This is a genomic window from Maribacter sp. C-4077 (assembly GCF_055378385.1).
Window position 1 is genome coordinate 703,109 of record NZ_AP038807.1, and the last position, 19,009, is coordinate 722,117.

A 19,009-nucleotide genomic window follows, 5' to 3' on the forward strand; every position below is an offset into this window, starting at 1 on the left:
TATTACTTTTGTTGCACATTTTTAGAAACTAATTAGACCCACAAAGATTATGGCTCACAATATTAAGCCGGGCGTAGCTACCGGAGATCAGGTTCAGGAAATTTTCAAGTATGCAAAAGAAAAGGCATTTGCATTACCTGCAGTAAACGTAATAGGTTCCAACACCATAAATGGAGTACTTGAAACCGCCGCAAGCTTGAACGCACCGGTCATCATCCAATTTTCAAATGGTGGTGCCCAGTTCAACGCAGGAAAAGGGCTTTCCAATGAAGGGCAGAAAGCGGCCATATTAGGAGCGGTTGCCGGTGCCAAACATGTACATCAATTGGCTGAAGCGTATGGAGCCACGGTAATCCTGCATACAGACCATTGTGCAAAAAAACTATTGCTATGGATCGATGGACTTTTGGACGCCAGTGAAAAACATTATGCCGAAACTGGAAAATCCCTGTTCAGTTCGCATATGATAGACTTATCAGAAGAGCCTTTGGAGGAAAACATCGAAATCTGCAAGCAGTACTTGGAGCGCATGAGCAAGATGGAAATGACCTTGGAGATAGAATTGGGAATTACCGGTGGAGAGGAAGATGGTGTGGATAATTCTGATGTGGACGATTCTAAACTGTATACCCAACCGGAAGAAGTAGCATACGCTTATGAGGAGCTCTCCAAAGTAAGTCATCGATTTACCATCGCAGCGGCCTTTGGGAACGTTCACGGTGTATACAAACCAGGAAACGTAAAGCTTACCCCAAAAATCCTTAAAAATTCCCAAGAATTTATTTCGGAAAAATACGGCGTTGGGCACAACCATATCGATTTTGTATTCCACGGTGGATCCGGTTCTTCCGTTGAGGAAATCAGGGAAGGCATCAGCTATGGGGTGATAAAAATGAATATCGATACAGATTTGCAATATGCCTTCTTGGCGGGCGTACGAGATTATGTCCAGGACAACAAGGATTATCTACAATCCCAAATAGGGAACCCAAAAGGTGCCGATGAGCCCAATAAAAAGTTTTATGACCCAAGAGTTTGGTTGAGAAATGGCGAGACCTCCTTTGTAGAGCGCTTAAAGAAAGCCTTTGAGGATCTCAATAACGTGAATACGCTATAATTTTAGTCGATAACTTTTTAAATGGAAGACATGACGGCTTGGTTTAAAAGAAAGGAAAAAGGAATCCAGACTTCCACAGAGGAAAAAAAGGACACCCCTAAAGGACTTTGGTATAAATCCCCTACCGGTAAAATCGTAGAATCTGAGGACCTTGCCAAAAACTTTTACGTAAGTCCGGAAGATGATTACCATGTACGTATTGGCAGCAAGGAATATTTCCAGATTTTGTTCGATGACAACAAATTCACCGAATTGGATGCCAAACTTTCTTCCAAGGACCCATTAAAGTTTGAGGACACCAAAAAATACGTTGACAGGTTAAAGGCCGCCCAAAAGAAAACAGGTCTTACCGATGCAGTTCGTACCGGGTTCGGTAAATCCTTGGGAAAGGATATCGTAATCTGCTGTATGGACTTTGCGTTTATTGGTGGATCCATGGGTAGCGTCGTAGGTGAAAAAATCGCGAGGGGAATCGATTATGCCATCAAGAAAAAGGTTCCCTTTGTCATGATTTCAAAGTCTGGGGGGGCCCGAATGATGGAAGCTGCCCTTTCCTTGATGCAGTTGGCCAAAACCTCGGCCAAACTTGCGCAATTGGCAGACGCTGGCCTACCCTATATTTCGATTTGTACGGACCCAACTACGGGTGGCACCACGGCCTCCTATGCCATGTTGGGCGATATCAATATATCGGAGCCCGGGGCCTTGATCGGCTTCGCGGGACCAAGGGTAGTGAAAGATACCACAGGTAAAGAATTGCCGGAAGGTTTCCAGTCCGCCGAATTTGTTTTGGAACACGGGTTTTTGGATTTTATTTCACACCGAAAGGACTTGAAGAAGAACATCAATCTATACATAGACCTCATCCAAAATCAACCCATCCGAAAGGCAAAAGCCTGAGCATTGTAAAAATGTTCGTCGGGTAATGAAAAAAGACCTATCTTTGCACCCTGATTTACAAAAAATCGGATACATAAAAATCATTTAAAACAATATTGGAATGTATTTAACCAAGGAAATTAAGGCCGACATCTTTAAAAAGCATGGCGGGAAAGCGGAGAACACAGGTTCTACCGAGGGACAAATCGCTTTGTTCACACACCGGATCAATCACTTGACCGGACATTTAAAAAACAACCACAAAGATTATAACACCGAGCGGTCTTTGGTAAAATTGGTAGGTAAGCGTAGAAGCTTGTTGGACTATCTTAAAAATAAGGATATCGTCAAGTACAGGGAGCTTATCAAAGAACTTGGTATTAGAAAATAAACACAAAAGGGGATGGTTGACCATCCCCTTTTTTTAAAATATACTCCATGTCCAAGGAGCCAAAAAAATAGACAAACACAAAAAGCTACACACAGTTTTTCATTGGTCCACACAACAACACAACAACACCCGACCATACAAAACGTCGGAGAGACCATTGTTTAACGAACCTGAAATGATTCGGGTTTTAATCACATTTTATGATTCCAAAAGTATTTAGAGAGGTCATTGACCTTGGGGACGGTAGGGAGATTTCTATCGAAACCGGAAAATTGGCAAAACAGGCACATGGTTCTGTTGTTGTTCAATCTGGAAAATGTATGCTGTTATGTACAGTTGTTTCCAACTACAAGGCAAGCGATGTGGATTTCTTGCCACTAACGGTGGATTACCGTGAAAAATTTGCCGCCGCGGGGCGTTACCCTGGCGGATTTTTCAAGAGAGAGGCCCGTCCCAGCGATGGAGAGGTTTTGACCATGCGTTTGGTGGATAGGGTTTTGAGACCCTTGTTTCCAAAGGACTATCATTCCGAAACTCAAGTAATGATTCAGTTAATGTCCCATGACGAAAACGTAATGCCGGATGCTATGGCCGGTTTGGCAGCTTCTGCTGCTATTCAGTTATCTGATTTCCCTTTTGAATGCCCAATTTCAGAAGTACGTGTAGGAAGGGTCAACGGTGAATTCGTAATCAACCCTACGTTAGCTCAATTGGCGGAATCCGATATCGATATGATCATTGGCGCATCTGCCGATTCTGTAATGATGGTGGAAGGGGAAATGGATGAAATTTCCGAAGAGGAAATGACCGAGGCCATTAAATTTGCCCACGAGGCCATAAAGGTACAGTGTGCGGCCCAGGTTCGGTTGGCAGAGGCATTCGGAAAAAAAGAAACCCGTGAGTACGAACCGGAAGCAGAGGATGAATCGTTGGCGAAAAAAGTGCACGATCTTACTTACAGTAAGGTGTATGAAATAGCGAAAGCCGGTTCTGCTAAACATGAAAGAAGCGCAGCTTTTGAGGCAATAAAAGAGGAGGTGAAAGCCTCTTTCAGCGAAGAGGAGCAGGAAGAATTTGGTGGATTGATCTCCAAATATTTCTATAAGGCCGAAAAAGCAGCAGTAAGAGACCTTACTTTGAACGAAGGTCTGCGATTGGACGGTCGAAAAACTACGGACATACGGCCTATTTGGTGCGAAGTGGATTATTTACCATCCACACATGGTTCTGCTATATTCACCAGAGGAGAGACACAGGCATTGGCTACGGTCACCTTGGGTACTTCTAGGGATTCCAATCAAATAGACATGCCGTCTTTTGAAGGCGAGGAGCGTTTTTACCTACATTATAATTTCCCTCCTTTTTCAACGGGAGAGGCTAGACCAATCCGTGGCACTTCCAGAAGGGAAGTCGGTCATGGCAACTTGGCACAAAGAGCCCTAAAAGGCATGGTTCCTGAGGATTGTCCATATACAGTAAGGGTAGTATCCGAAGTGTTGGAGTCCAACGGTTCTTCATCCATGGCAACAGTTTGTTCGGGAACTATGGCACTAATGGATGCCGGTGTCCAATTGAAAAAACCCGTTTCAGGTATTGCCATGGGATTGATTACCGATACGGAATCAGGTAAATATGCCGTGCTTTCCGATATTTTGGGAGATGAGGATCACTTAGGGGATATGGACTTTAAGGTAACCGGTACGGCCGATGGTATCACTGCTTGCCAGATGGATATCAAAGTAAAGGGACTTTCTTATGAAATCTTGGTCAAGGCCTTGAAACAAGCCCGTGACGGACGTTTACATATATTGGAAAAATTGGTGGAAACTATTGAGGCACCAAGAGCGGATGTCAAACCGCATGCACCTAAAATGGTTACACGAATCATCCCGAACGAGTACATAGGTGCCTTGATCGGACCCGGTGGAAAAGTAATCCAAGAGCTTCAAAAAGAGACCAAAACGACGATCGTTATCAACGAAGATCCGGTTACAGAAGAAGGTATCGTGGAAATTCTGGGTACGGACCAGGCGGGAATCGACGCAGTAATTGCAAAAATCGATTCTTTGATGTTCAAACCTGAAGTGGGTAGCGTTTATGAAGTGAAGGTCATTAAAATGTTAGATTTTGGTGCCGTTGTGGAATATATGGAAGCACCGGGCAACGAAGTATTGTTACACGTTTCGGAATTGGCATGGGAGCGTACTGAAAATGTATCCGATGTGGTAAACATGGGCGATGTGTTTGATGTGAAATACTTCGGTATTGATCCAAGAACTAAAAAGGATAAGGTTTCCCGTAAGGCTCTTTTGCCAAAACCTGAAGGTTTTAAGGAAAGGCCTCCACGCGATAACAATCGTAGGGACGACCGTCGTGGAAACGACAGAAACCGCGATCGCGATAGAAAACCAAGAAGGGATTAAAAATCCTTAAAATTTAGAGCCCCGACCATTTGTTGGGGCTTTTTTATTCACTTAATCGATTATTTGAAGTTTTTTATACCCAATTGTAACATTCTGGAAAAATCTACGTATAAGTATATGCAGTCTATGCAAATTGAACTTAATTTACTTTAATGAGACAGCTTAAGATTACAAAACAGGTCACCAATAGGGAGACCGCATCCTTGGACAAGTACTTGCAAGAAATTGGAAAAGTGGACTTGATTACCGCTGATGAAGAAGTAGAGTTGGCACAACGCATCAAGGCAGGCGACCAGATCGCTCTTGAAAAACTAACAAAGGCCAACCTCAGATTCGTGGTATCGGTTGCGAAGCAATACCAAAACCAAGGGCTTACTTTACCGGATTTGATCAACGAGGGAAACCTTGGTCTGATCAAAGCTGCACAGCGTTTTGACGAAACGCGGGGATTTAAGTTTATCTCCTACGCCGTATGGTGGATCCGTCAATCTATATTACAGGCATTGGCGGAACAGTCTCGTATCGTTCGTTTGCCTTTGAATAAAATTGGTTCTATTAACAAAATTAACAAGACGTTTGCCTTCTTGGAGCAAGCGCATGAACGGGTACCCTCTGCAGAAGAAATTGCCAAGGAATTGGATATGACCGTTGAGGACGTAAAACAATCCCTGAAGAACTCTGGTCGTCACGTATCCATGGACGCCCCTTTAATCGATGGAGAGGATTCCAACCTGTACGATGTTTTACGTAGTGGTGAGTCCCCAAATCCGGACAAGGAATTGCTACATGAGTCGCTTCGTACAGAAATTGAACGCGCATTGGAAACCTTGACTCCAAGGGAAGCCGATGTTATCAGACTTTATTTTGGCCTTGCAGGGCAACACTCCATGACCTTGGAGGAAATTGGTGAAACTTTTGACCTTACTAGGGAAAGGGTACGACAAATCAAGGAAAAAGCCATTCGTAGGTTAAAACACACCTCTAGAAGTAAGATTTTAAAGACCTATCTAGGTTAAACGTAAAAATTACACGTGAAACTTATGTTAAATTGCAAATTTGGCATATAAGTTGTAATTTTAAGGTTACAAACAGTTTATCATGACTGTTCGTTTTTTGATTGATGAATAAACTCCGGCTGATTACCGGAGTTTTTTCATTTTAGACACTTTCCTTAATAGTGTAACCCTACTATATATTTTCTATCTTGTTAAAAAGAATTCTCTTAATGAAATACGTTTTTATCCCTACCATTTTGATGTTATTGACCACTTCTTGCCGAAAGGGTTTTGATAAATCCGACTACCACGCCTACCCTACCGCACAAAGGATAGACCTTTGGCCTAATTATACAAAAGAAGCTACGGAGTTTAAACTATGGGCACCAACGGCGAAGGGAGTAAAAGTCAATCTCTACGAAAACGGCAACGAATCCCCAATAAAGGAGAGCCACTTGATGGAAAGTTCAGAGAATGGCGTTTGGATAAAAAAACTAACAGGAGACCTGAACGGCACGTATTATACCTTTCAGGTTAAAACAGATTCGGGATGGTTGTTCGAAACCCCAGGTATTTATGCCCAAGCGGTTGGAGTCAACGGTAACAGGGCCATGGTACTAGATTTGGCAACTACCAACCCTCAAGGCTGGGAAATGGACAAAGGGCCCAAACTTGAAGCACCCAATAAAGCGATAATCTACGAGCTGCATGTACGGGACATGACCCTACATCCACAATCGGGAGCGGAACAAAAAGGAAAATTTCTCGGGTTGGTGGAACAGGGCACCAAGGGGCCGGGGAATATAAAAACAGGTATTGATCATCTACAGGAACTTGGTATTACCCACGTACATTTATTGCCTTCCTTTGACCACTATTCCATTGACGAAACAAAACTGGATACACCTCAATTTAATTGGGGCTACGATCCCAAAAATTACAATGTACCGGAAGGTTCTTATTCGACCGACCCTTATGACGCATCGTTGCGAATCAAGGAATTCAAACAAATGGTGAAATCCTTTCATGAAAACGGTATCGGGGTGATTCTAGATGTTGCTTACAACCACACGGGCAAGACGGAGGAATCGCTGTTCAATCAGGAAGTACCCGGCTATTATTACCGTCATAACGAAGATGGCAGCTATTCAGATGCGGCCTCCTGTGGGAATGAAACGGCATCGGAAAGAATCATGATGCGAAAATTCATGCTGGAATCCCTTTTATATTGGACAAAGGAATACCATATCGATGGTTTTCGGTTCGATTTAATGGGCATCCATGATATTGAGACAATGAACGAAATCGCATCGGCCCTAAAAAAAGTAAATCCAGACATACTCTTATATGGCGAAGGCTGGACTGCCAAGGACTCCCCGTTACCCGAGCAAAAAAAATCCCTAAAAAAAAACATGCAACAACTGCCGCAAATTGCGGCCTTTAGCGATGATATTCGGGACGGTTTAAAGGGTTCGGTCTTTGAAGATTTGGACACCGGTTTCGTAAATGGGGGAACCAAAAAGGAGGAATCCATAAAGTTTGGACTTGTGGGCGGCATCCAACATCCTCAAATCGATTATGGTAGTGTCAACTACTCCAAGGCCCCGTGGACAAATGCCCCTTGGCAATCCATATCCTACACCTCCTGCCACGATAACCACACCTTATTTGATAAACTGGAAATTTCGAATCCGGCCGCTGGTCAAGAGGAATTGATCGCCATGCACAAACTGGCCAATGCCATTGTTTTGACTTCGCAGGGCACCCCGTTTTTACACGCTGGTGTTGAATTTTTGAGGTCCAAACAAGGTGAACACAATTCCTATAACCTACCGGATAGTATCAATCAAATCGATTGGAATTTGAAAAATATACACCAAGATGTTTTTACGTATTACCAAAATCTAATTCGTTTACGAAAGTCGCATCCAGCCTTCTCCATGTCCAATGCCAAGGCGGTCAATGAAAACCTAAAATTTCAATTCGTAGCCGATGGCCTTATTTCATATACTCTGGAGAATTCCTACAATAATGACTCTTGGGAGGAGATTCTGGTCATTTATAATGCCAAAAAAGAAGCTTTTCGGTATCCATTGAAAGAAGCCTATAAATTGGTAGTATATAAGGATATGTTTGATTTCAGCGGCTCCAAAACCATACAGGAATACATCGATGTTCCTCCCATATCCATGTTGGTAGCCTTTAAATATTAAAAAATAATGGAACAAAAAAACAACCCACTACATGGTGTAAAATTGGTCGATATCCTAGAACACCTTACACAAATTTACACTTGGGAAGAATTATCGAAAGAAATAAATATCAACTCCTTCAAGAATAATCCATCCATAAAGTCGAGCCTAGTTTTTCTAAGGAGAACGCCGTGGGCCAGAGAAAAAGTAGAAGCTCTTTACTTAAAGAGTCTGGCCTAGATACTGCAATTTTTTAGGCCCTTTTAAGGTGGGCCCAAATGTGGGCAACATTGTGGTAAATATTCTTTAGTAAAATGGGCAGTTCAAAAAAATAACTATTGAATTCTTTAGTGCAAGTTTTGTATCTTTTAGCTATCTAAAAGACCAACTTTTAATCCATGAACAATTCTTTCTTAAAATACATCGCAATAATGGCATTTGTTGCGACAATGATTGCCTGTAAGGACTATACCCAAAACGAAGCAGCCACACCAGCTTCAGAAATCAAGTTCAATATTCCCGATGGATTTTCATTAGAAGAAATCTATCATCCCAGTGCCAATGAGCAAGGATCTTGGGTCGCCTTGGCCCAAGGACCCAATGGCATTATCTATTCCTGTGATCAGTATGGCAAAATTTTCTCCTTTACCCCTCCTAAAAATGGGGAAGAACTTTCCAAAGAGGATGTTTCCCCGTTGGATATTGAAATAGGACAGGCTCACGGTCTACTTTGGGCTTTCAATAGCCTGTACGTTTCCGTGAATAAAAGATGGGAGGAAGATTCGGACTATGGAAGCGGCATCTATAGAATTTTAGATACCGATGGGGACGGAGTTCTGGACCAAAGCACCATGCTTTTAAAATTGCAGGGCGATGGGGAACACGGGCCCCACAGTCTGGTCCTTTCGCCCGATGGAAATGAAATTTACTTTATTGCGGGCAACCATACCTTGGTTCCAGATGTTTTAAAAAACAACAGCAGGTTGCCCAACAACTGGAACGAGGACAACCTATTACCTACCTATTTGGATGCCAGGGGCCATGCAAACGATATCAAGGCGCCCGGTGGCTGGGTCGCAAAATTTAATGCTGATGGTACGGAATGGGAGTTGCTATCGGCCGGTTATAGGAATCCATTTGATATTGCCTTCAATAATGACGGGGAATTGTTCACGTATGATTCGGACATGGAATGGGACATCGGAATGCCTTGGTACAGGCCCACGCGCATTTGCCATGTGGTACCGGGAAGTGAGTATGGATGGCGTACCGGATCGGGTAAATGGCCAGCTTATTATCCCGATAATTTACCGGCAGTTCATAATTTGGAGCAAGGGTCGCCCACGGCCGTCCTTTCTGCCGCTTCCCTAAATTTTCCATCGAAATTTAAAAATGGACTTTTGGTCATGGATTGGAGTTTTGGAACGGTATATTTTATTGATTTGGTTCCAAAAGGTAGTAGCTACGAAGCCAATAGGGAACAGTTTTTTTCAGGGACTCCCTTACCGTTGACCGATATGATCTCCGGCTCGGACGGTAACCTCTACTTTGCTACCGGAGGCAGAAATTTGGATTCCCATTTTTACCGGTTGACCTATACCGGTGATGCTATTTCCGAAGCGGATATTACCGAAAATGCGGAAAACAAAAAATTGAGGGACCTAAGGCACACCTTGGAATCCTTCCAAAAAAGCGCAACGGAAGAAGGTCTTTCCCTTGCGTGGGAAAATTTGAACCATGAGGACCGATTTATTCGTTATGCTTCGCGCATGGTCTTGGAGCATTCGAGTTTCGATGCTTGGAAAGACAGATTTACATCAGAAACCGATGCTACAAAACTTATCAATTCAAGCATCGCCATTGCCAGAACGGATGACCCAAAGAACCAACAACTGATTTATGAAAAACTGAATCCCATTCAGCTGGAAACACTTACGAAAGAAAATCAGTTGGCCCTCCTACGCGCCTACTCACTATCCTTTATTAGGATGGGCAAACCTGCGAATGCCATGGGAAATGCCATAGCTAAAAAACTGAACAACCACTTTCCCAATGCCAACAACAGCGTGAACAAGGAATTGAGTCAGATTCTTCTATATTTGGAGGCAGATGGCATTACAGAGGGATTGGTCAATCAATTGATAAAACATACGGAAGAAAAGACGGTTTCGGAAGGGGTTGAGCTTTTAGATGAAGAAACCACCCTTAGGAGCGAACAATATGGGGAAATCATTAGGGAGATAATCGCACAAATGCCTCCTAGCGAAGCTATTTATTACGGGATGCTTTTGAGCAATGCAGAAAAAGGATGGACGAAAGATTTAAGGGAAACCTATTTTTCTTGGTTCTATGACGTCCTTGGAAGCAAGGGTGGAATGAGCTTTAAAGCCTATATGGAAAATGTCCGCCAACGGGCCATGTCACATGTACCTGAATCTGAAAAAGATTATTTCAAGGAAATTTCGGGCGAATATTCCCCAACGGATGCCGTGGCAGATCTTCCCCAGCCCATGGGCCCTGGAGGCACCTATACTGCAGGAGACATACAAGATATTGTATGGAGTGAAGAAATGAAAGGGGGTGAATTTGAAGCGGGAAAACGAGCCTTTGAAGCGGCCATGTGTGTTTTATGCCATAGAATACGGGGCGAAGGAGGCGCCGCAGGACCTGACCTTACCCAAGCCTTTACGAAATTCGGCACGTATGACCTCATCCATGCCGTTGTTAGTCCCAACGATGAAATATCGGATCAATACGCCCATACTTTACTTGAGCTATCGGACGGAAAAAATCTGGCGGGTAGGATAAAATCGGAAAATGGGGACGAAGTTGTTTTAATGCCCAATCCCTACAATGAAACCTATTCCGTTTCTATAAAAAAAGATGAAATTGTACAGCGAGGACCTTCCCCTATTTCACCCATGCCGGGAGGTTTATTGAACCGACTCAATCCGCAAGAAATTAAGGACCTGTTCAAATATTTACAATCGGGAGGGGATAAAAACCATGAATCCTATAATGAAACCGAAAGTGAGGATTAAAATAGTTTTCCTTTAATTTCAAGTTATAAAAACAATTAATAGAAACGCATTCATTTTAATGCTACAAGAATAATTAAAATCAACACCCTTATGAATCCGAAGTACAAAACTCTACTACTCGTTATTTTTATTTTCTGCATTACCTCCGCTTTTTCTCAAACGGAAGAACTGCCCATTGATCCATCATTTTACGAAAAACTGGAATGGCGCAATATTGGTCCATCGCGTGGTGGTAGATCTTTGGGTGCTTCGGGAAGTCCATCCAGACCCAATGAATACTATTTTGGGGCCACAGGGGGAGGTTTATGGAAAACGACGGATGGTGGCAACGAATGGAAACCCGTTACGGATGGGCAGGTTACCAGTTCATCCGTAGGTGCCGTAGCCGTAGCCGAAACCAATCCGGATATTGTATATATCGGTATGGGCGAGGTACAGTTACGGGGTAGCATTACACAGGGAGATGGTGTCTATAAATCTACGGATGCCGGAGAGACTTGGAAACATCTAGGACTTAAGGAAACCCAAGCGGTTGCCCGGATCAGAATACATCCTACGAATCCTGATGTGGTCTACGTGGCGGCTTTAGGCCATCCCTATGGCGATAATGAGGAACGCGGGGTTTTCCGTAGTAAAAACGGTGGCGAAACCTGGGAAAAAGTATTGTACGTGAGTCCAAAAGCAGGTGCTGTGGACTTGATTATCGACCGCAATAATCCAACTGTGCTGTATGCCAGCACTTGGGAAGTACAACGAAAAGCTTGGAAAATGTGGGGCGGTGGTGGCGATTCCAAATTATGGAAATCCACGGATGGAGGAGATACCTGGTCCGATCTTACCAGCAACGAGGGAATGCCCGCACCACCGATCGGAAAAATAGGTGTTACCGTTTCCCCTGTGGATTCCAACAGGGTTTGGGCCATCGTAGAGGCCAATGAAGGCGGTGTTTTTAGGTCCGATGATGGTGGAAAAACATGGGAGAGAACCAATGACGAGCGAAAATTGCGGCAACGTGCCTTTTACTACTCTAGAATTTATGCCGATCCGGTGGATAAGGAAACGGTCTATTGCCTAAATGTCGATTTTTGGAAATCTACAGATGGTGGAAGAACCTTTGATACCGAAATAAAAGTGCCACACGGGGATAACCATGACCTATGGATCGATCCAAATAATCCAAATCGAATGATTTCTTCCAACGATGGCGGAGGAATCGTAAGTATTAACGGTGGAAAGACCTGGACGGAAGAAGATTATGTGACCACACAATTTTATCATGTGATGGCCACCAGTGATGTCCCCTATCACGTAGCAGGTGCGCAACAGGACAATAGTACCTTAGCCATGCCCAGCGATGGCTGGGACCACATGCAGGCCCGCGGACCCAATCATGGGTGGTACTATGCCGTGGGTGGCGGGGAGAGCGGATGGATCACACAACACCCGGTTAACAAGGATATTTTTTATGCAGGTAGCCAAGGTGCCCTTTTAACACGCTACGATAGAAGCAATGGTCAAACCCGGGATATACAGGTATATCCAAGGTTTTTCTCGGGCGAACCGGCAAGTGCCTTACCGGAACGTTGGCAGTGGACCTTCCCCATTATGTTCGCTCCCCAAGACCCCAATGTCATGTATACCTGTTCCCAACATGTTTGGAAAACGACGGATGATGGCCAGTCTTGGGAGAAGATAAGCCCGGATCTAACCTATGCCGACCCATCCACTTTGGGAAAAACGGGCGGTGTCATTACCATGGATATGAACGGCCCCGAAATTTATGCCACGGTTTTCGCCCTTGCACCTTCAACCCATGACATCAATACCATTTGGGCCGGTTCGGACGATGGTAAAATTCATATTACTAGGGATGGCGGAAAAAATTGGGAGGATATCACGCCGGAAGGCCTCCCCAAATTCTCAAGGGTCAGCATTATTGACGAGTCAGTTCACAACCCCGGCACCTTGTATGTTGCGGCAAACCGATATCAGGTGGATGACAGGCAACCTTATGTTTTCAAGACCCATGATTATGGAAAAACATGGAAGAAGATCATCAACGGAATTTCGGACGGACATTTTGCAAGGGCAGTACGTGAAGATCCGGTTCGGGAAGGGCTTTTGTTCCTTGCCACGGAACATGGCGTTTACTTCTCAATGAACGATGGGGAATTATGGCAAAGTCTACAGTTAAAACTGCCCGACACCCCTGTAAGGGATTTGGTCATTAAGGACAATGATGTAGTACTTGGAACCCACGGGCGTGGATTTTGGATATTGGACGATATACAACCTTTACGACAGTACACCCCTGAAATGAAGGATCAAGATGCCGTTCTCTTTAAACCGATGAACGCCATTCGCGGCATCACCGATGCAACCATCCAATATTATCTCAAATCGGAACAAGACACGATTACTTTTGAAATATTGGACGCAACTAATAAGATAATCGACACTTTTACGGGAAGTAAGCCAAAATATGAAAAAGATCCGGACGCACCTTGGTGGGAACGAGGTGGATCGTCCAAACCCACGACGGCAAAAGGCCTGAATACGTTCACATGGGACTTGCGCTACCCTGGTGCAACCGTTTTCGACGGAATGATCATTTGGAGCGGACGCCCTCAACGAGGACCTAAAGCTCCCTTAGGGACATACAAGGTGAAAATGAAAACGGGCGACTATGAAGAAATATATACTTTCGACATAGAAATGGACCCTAATTTAAAGGGTATAACCAAAGCAGATCTTCAAGAACAATTTGAACTGGCTAACAAGATTATGAATAAGACCAGTGCCGCCAATGAAGCTGTCATTAAAATACGAAAGGTTAGAGAACAATTGAATGCGCATAAAGAGGCCTTTTCGGGTTCCACTTACAAGCGGAAAGTCGCTCCATTTTTGGATAAGTTGACAGCCATTGAAGAAGAACTATATCAAGTAAAGAACCAGTCCCCACAGGATCCCTTGAATTTTCCGATCAAGTTAAACAACCGTTTGGCCTCCTTACGTAGAAGTGTTGAGTCCGGTGATGCAAAACCTACTGACGGGGCATATAAGGTCTTTGAGGAGCTTTCTGCGGAACTTGAAACCCACTTGTCTAATTTGAATAAAGTAATGGATTCTCAATTGCCCGAGGTAAACGCCATTTTAGATAAAGCCGGGAAAGACGCGGTTCAAATTGGGGAATGAACATGAATAAATTCAGAATAACAGTAGGCCAGGCATTTTTGCTCTTGGGTTTTTTGATGGTTCTTTCAAGCTGCCGAGAAGTTAAAAAAGGAAAAACTGACGCTCTGGAAGCAATAACCACTAGCTCAGAAACATCTGATCGATTCACAACGCCCTTGGGCAAGGAATTCAGCATACCTGAACCTTCCGAAAAAATGATAGCCCAGTACGAAGAGGCCAAACAAGCGTATGAAAGCAATCCAGATAGCGCTAATGCCCTAATTTGGTACGGCAGACGGACCGCCTATCTTGGAAAGTATGAAGATGCCATCGATTTATACTCCAAAGGAATCGAGAAATTCCCTGAGGACGCCCGTTTTTACCGACATCGCGGACATCGATATATCTCGATACGGGAATTCGAAAAGGCAATCTCAGATTTGGAGTTGGCGACAAAACTCATTGAAGAAAAGCCCAATGAAATAGAACCCGATGGAATGCCCAATGCCATGAACATTCCGGTAAGCACACTACACGGAAATATCTGGTATCATTTGGGTTTGGCTTATTATCTAGAGCACGACTATGAAAAAGCATTTGATGCGTATCTAAACTGCAGGAAATCAGGAGAGCTTGATGATAATATAGTTTCAAGTACACATTGGCTATATATGATACAACGAAGGCTTGGAAACGAAACATTGGCAAATGAAATGCTGGAACCAATTACCCAGAAAATGGATATTATTGAAAACCAAAGCTATTACGAACTCTGTAAACTGTACAAAGGATTGATTCCCATAGATTCCCTTCTGCGAACCAAATCTGGAAATCCATCAAACGATGCAGTGGCCTACGGACTTTCTAACTGGTATTTTTATAACAACGATAATGAAAAAGCCAAAGAGATAATGTTGGATTTAGTGGATAGCCCTTCATGGAGTTCTTTTGGATATATAGCGGCTGAAAGTGATTTGATACATTACTTTGATAAAATAAAACCGTAAAGTGAATCACCTTGGATTATGCAAAACTCAAATCACTATTTTTGCATGATCATTTAGCAGTTACAAAATGCAAAACACAAAAATAGCCCCATCACTACTTGCAGCGGATTTTGGAAATTTACAACGTGATGTTGAAATGGTGAACAACAGTGTTGCCGATTGGCACCATATCGATGTCATGGACGGCGTTTTCGTTCCCAACATTTCCTATGGAATGCCCGTTATCAAGGCTATTCAAAAACATGCTAACAAACCCTTGGACGTACATTTGATGATCATTGACCCTGACCGCTATATTGATAAATTTGCAGAACTGGGAGCCACAATTCTAACCGTTCATTACGAAGCTTGTACCCATCTACACCGAACCATACAGGCCATTAAGGCAAAAGGGATGAAAGCTGGAGTTGCCTTAAATCCTCATACCAATATCAATCTGTTGGAGGACATTATCAGTGATATTGATTTGGTATTGATCATGAGCGTGAACCCAGGTTTTGGGGGGCAATCCTTTATTGAAAATACCTACGAAAAAATTAAAGCCCTAAAGGAACTTATCCAGCGTAAAAATGCTTCGGTCCTAATTGAAATAGATGGGGGCGTAACCACGGAAAATGCCAAACAATTGGTTGATGCCGGTGCGGATGTATTGGTAGCGGGCAGCTTCGTTTTTAAAAGTAAAAACCCTATGCAAACAATTTCGGAACTTAAATCGGTAGCAGACGGAAAATAAAAAACGAAAGGTGGCCAATGTATCACAATGATTTTGACCACCCTTTGCGTAACCTAAAACTAATACTGCTCCAAAAGGTATTTTATCAAATCTGTAGTGGTAACAATACCTACCAATTTTTCGCCATCAACTACGGGAAGCGCATGAAATTCATTATGCGCCAGGATTTCGGCCACTTCCTTTATCGGGGTATCCGAAGAAATACTCTTAAGATTTTTGGCCATTACCTGTGAAATGGTGAACATATTGTAAACGATGGTTTCCACATCGGCATCCTCTTCGTAGGCGCCATCGGCAAAACTGATTCGAAGCAAATCCGTCAAGCTCAACATTCCAATAATGGCATCACCTTCCACAACGGGAATATGGCGAATATGGTTCTCCTTAAAAAGGCGTTCCGCAGTTTCCAATTGATCGTTACAGTTTAAGGTGATGATCTTTTTTGTCATAATTGTTGAAACGGGCACTCTATGTCTTAGACTCATAACTCTGGTTTTTAAATGCTGTTTAAAGTTCGAGTTAACAACGTTCATAGAGCATGATAAAAATCATAGATACCAATTATTTTCAACCCTTTTCAATCGCTATCCAGGTCATTTTTGTTAACTAAAATGTCTAGTTTTGTAGAGAAACACAAAGAAATTTATTCCGATAAAATAAGGATAATGGGGTTAATGGATATTGCAATCATAGGAGGTGGACCAATCGGTATCGCATGTGGGCTGGAAGCCCAGAAAAATGGCCTGTCCTATGTTATTTTGGAAAAAGGGCCCATTGTGAATTCCCTTTTCAACTACCCAGCAAACATGCAGTTCTTTTCATCTTCGGAGCGATTGGAAATCGATGAAATACCCTTTATAAGCAAAGAGGCAAAACCCAAACGGGACGAAGCCCTGGAATATTACCGAAGAATCGTGACTTCCAACAAACTGAATATACAGCTTTTTGAAAAAGTGTTGGAAGTTGAAAAGGCTAACGATATTTTTCATGTAAGGACAAACAAGGGACAGTACCAAACAAATCACGTTATCGTAGCCACGGGTTTTTATGATATTCCCAACCTACTGAACGTACCTGGGGAAGATTTGCCAAAAGTCTCCCATTACTATAATAATCCCCATTATTATGCCGGTCAAAAGGTAGCGGTCGTAGGGGCCAGCAACAGTGCCATAGACGCTGCTTTGGAATGTTGGAGAAAGGGAGCGGAGGTTTCGTTGATCATTAGGGGTCCGGAAGTAGGACAACGCGTGAAGTATTGGGTACGCCCGGATATCATCAACAGAATCGAGGAAGGTAGCATTACGGCATACTACAATAGCACCGTAAAGGCCATTCACGAAGATTCCTTGGAAATTACCGATGAAAAGGGAGCGACCCAAACGATTCCCAATGATTTTGTACTGGCCCTTACAGGCTACAAGCCCAATTTTCAGTTCTTGGAAATGCTGGGTATACATATTTCCGAAGACGAAAAGCGATTACCGGAATACGACCCGGAAACTATGGAAACCAATGTGGAGAATCTTTATTTGGCGGGAGTGATTTGTGGCGGTATGGAAACCCACAAATGGTTTATAGAAAATTCAAGGATCCATGCAAAAATGATTGTTGCGCATATTCTGGACAAAAACCATAAAAGACATCCTTAATTCCAGCCTCCACCCAAAGCAAGGTATAAGTTTACCACGGCTTGTAACTTATTGTTTTTGGTAGAGATAAGGTCCAAATTTGTATTCAGCGCATTTTGTCTTGCGTTCAATACTTCCAGATAATTAGCCAAACCATTATCCAATAGTTCTTGGGAATATTCCCGAGCCATTGTATAAGCTTCATATTCCTTTTTCTTCACTTCAATTTTTTTCATGGCCGCATGGTAGGAATAAAGTGCATCGGATACTTCCTTAGAGGCGTTTAGCAAGGTAAATTTAAAATCCAACATAGACTGTTCTTGTTGGGCCTGACTTACTTCATATTGTGTTCGTATTCTCCTACCATTGAACAATGGCTGTGTAAGACCCCCAACTACGGATGCAAATAAGGAATTTGTATCAAACAATGTATTAAAATCCAAACTTTGAAGTCCTCCATTGGCGGTTAGGGTAATGGATGGATAAAAATTACTTCGGGCTACATTGGTAAGTTCAAAAGCATTTACCAGGCCATACTCGGCGGATATAACATCGGGCCGGTTTGCCAAGAGTTGGGTGGGTACCCCAATACTCAGTGGTGTATTTATTTTTTGCTCTTCCAAGGTACTTCTTACAATTTCCTTTGGTTCATCACCCAAAATCAAGGAAATGGAATTTTCCAAAAGGTTTACTGAATTTTCCAAGTCGATCAACAAGGCTTGGGCCGTATACAATTGGGCCTCCGTTTGTTTTACGGCGACCTCCGTAACATTTCCCGACTCTTTTAAAGCTTTGGTAGTCTCCAATCCGCTGGAACGGGTTTCTATGGTCAATTTCGTAATCTGGATTTGCTCGTCCAAAGACAATAGTTGATAATAGAGAGAAGCTATATTTCCCACCAAGGTACTTTTTACTGCTTTATGGGCGGCGACTGATTGTAGGTAACTCGCCTCGAAAGCCCTTTTATTACTTCTGATTTTACCCCAAATATCTGCCTCCCAAGACAGTCCACCACTTACCTCGTATTGATCCAACCTACTAAAAAGACCTCCAAACTGACTATTCCCGGAAATCTCCGTATGGGTATATTTTGGGTTGAGATTCAGGGTAGGAAAATAGCCGGCCTTTCCCTGTTTCAGATAAGCTTCAGAAATCAAAATGCGTTGAATGGCCTTTCTAATGTCAATATTATTTTGAAGACCTTCTTCTATATAACCTTGAAGATATGGGTCTGTAAACAATTCCTTCCATGAAATTGTTGCCAGGGAAACACTATCCCTCTGTAAGGAATCCGTTCTAAAATATTGTGACTCCAATACCACATCCTTTGGTCTTTCATACGTTTTGGCAGAAAAGCATGAAACCAAGATTATTGGCAAAAGTACCGTACAACCAATTTTTATATATTTTGACAATCGCATACTATATT

General features: G+C 43.0%; 14 protein-coding genes. 12 read left to right on the forward strand and 2 right to left on the reverse strand.

Annotation, left to right across the window (positions count from 1 at the left end):
• Positions 1 to 49: 49 nt before the first annotated feature.
• The 11 genes from fbaA to rpe all read left to right on the forward strand — a co-directional run bounded on the left by fbaA (position 50) and on the right by rpe (position 15,952).
• The gene (gene fbaA / locus ACZ41C_RS03155; RefSeq protein ID WP_464564268.1) at positions 50 to 1,117 is read left to right on the forward strand and encodes a class II fructose-bisphosphate aldolase; all 1,068 of its coding nucleotides are present in this window, start codon (positions 50 to 52) and stop codon (positions 1,115 to 1,117) included.
• A 30-nt stretch (positions 1,118 to 1,147) separates the two neighbouring features.
• A complete protein-coding gene (gene accD / locus ACZ41C_RS03160; protein ID WP_464565695.1) occupies positions 1,148 to 2,017 on the forward strand; it encodes an acetyl-CoA carboxylase, carboxyltransferase subunit beta in 870 nt (289 codons plus the stop codon).
• Between the two features lie 100 nt (positions 2,018 to 2,117).
• Positions 2,118 to 2,387, forward strand: a complete 270-nt coding sequence (gene rpsO / locus ACZ41C_RS03165; protein WP_138259359.1) for a 30S ribosomal protein S15 — start codon at positions 2,118 to 2,120, stop codon at positions 2,385 to 2,387.
• A gap of 200 nt (positions 2,388 to 2,587) precedes the next feature.
• Positions 2,588 to 4,810, forward strand: coding sequence for a polyribonucleotide nucleotidyltransferase (locus ACZ41C_RS03170; protein WP_138259358.1), 2,223 nt, complete (start codon positions 2,588 to 2,590; stop codon positions 4,808 to 4,810).
• Between the two features lie 152 nt (positions 4,811 to 4,962).
• The gene (locus ACZ41C_RS03175; protein WP_073180565.1) at positions 4,963 to 5,826 is read left to right on the forward strand and encodes a sigma-70 family RNA polymerase sigma factor; all 864 of its coding nucleotides are present in this window, start codon (positions 4,963 to 4,965) and stop codon (positions 5,824 to 5,826) included.
• Positions 5,827 to 6,035: 209 nt separating this feature from the next.
• The gene (pulA, locus tag ACZ41C_RS03180; RefSeq protein WP_464564271.1) at positions 6,036 to 8,018 is read left to right on the forward strand and encodes a type I pullulanase; all 1,983 of its coding nucleotides are present in this window, start codon (positions 6,036 to 6,038) and stop codon (positions 8,016 to 8,018) included.
• Positions 8,019 to 8,024: 6 nt separating this feature from the next.
• The gene (locus tag ACZ41C_RS03185) at positions 8,025 to 8,237 is read left to right on the forward strand and encodes a VF530 family protein (protein WP_464564273.1); all 213 of its coding nucleotides are present in this window, start codon (positions 8,025 to 8,027) and stop codon (positions 8,235 to 8,237) included.
• Between the two features lie 158 nt (positions 8,238 to 8,395).
• Complete coding sequence (locus tag ACZ41C_RS03190; RefSeq protein WP_464564275.1) at positions 8,396 to 11,038, forward strand: c-type cytochrome; 2,643 nt, start codon at positions 8,396 to 8,398, stop codon at positions 11,036 to 11,038.
• 90 nt (positions 11,039 to 11,128) lie between these two features.
• A complete protein-coding gene (locus ACZ41C_RS03195) occupies positions 11,129 to 14,233 on the forward strand; it encodes a WD40/YVTN/BNR-like repeat-containing protein (RefSeq protein ID WP_464564277.1) in 3,105 nt (1,034 codons plus the stop codon).
• Positions 14,234 to 14,235: 2 nt separating this feature from the next.
• On the forward strand, positions 14,236 to 15,219 hold the full coding sequence (locus ACZ41C_RS03200; RefSeq protein ID WP_464564279.1) for a tetratricopeptide repeat protein: 984 nt from the start codon (positions 14,236 to 14,238) through the stop codon (positions 15,217 to 15,219).
• 67 nt (positions 15,220 to 15,286) lie between these two features.
• Positions 15,287 to 15,952 carry a ribulose-phosphate 3-epimerase gene (rpe, locus tag ACZ41C_RS03205; protein WP_464564281.1) on the forward strand — a complete coding sequence of 222 codons (666 nt, stop codon included), beginning with the start codon at positions 15,287 to 15,289 and terminating at the stop codon, positions 15,950 to 15,952.
• 59 nt (positions 15,953 to 16,011) lie between these two features.
• Here the strand turns inward: rpe and ACZ41C_RS03210 are convergent, their stop codons facing one another.
• The gene (locus ACZ41C_RS03210; protein WP_464564283.1) at positions 16,012 to 16,437 is read right to left on the reverse strand and encodes a CBS domain-containing protein; all 426 of its coding nucleotides are present in this window, start codon (positions 16,435 to 16,437) and stop codon (positions 16,012 to 16,014) included.
• A gap of 180 nt (positions 16,438 to 16,617) precedes the next feature.
• On the opposite strand from ACZ41C_RS03210, the gene ACZ41C_RS03215 reads away from it, so the two are divergent.
• On the forward strand, positions 16,618 to 17,601 hold the full coding sequence (locus ACZ41C_RS03215; protein ID WP_464564285.1) for a YpdA family putative bacillithiol disulfide reductase: 984 nt from the start codon (positions 16,618 to 16,620) through the stop codon (positions 17,599 to 17,601).
• Here ACZ41C_RS03215 and ACZ41C_RS03220 read toward each other — a convergent pair.
• A complete protein-coding gene (locus ACZ41C_RS03220) occupies positions 17,598 to 19,001 on the reverse strand; it encodes a TolC family protein (protein ID WP_464564287.1) in 1,404 nt (467 codons plus the stop codon). The two genes, ACZ41C_RS03215 and ACZ41C_RS03220, sit on opposite strands and share 4 nt — an antisense overlap.
• Positions 19,002 to 19,009 lie beyond the last annotated feature (8 nt).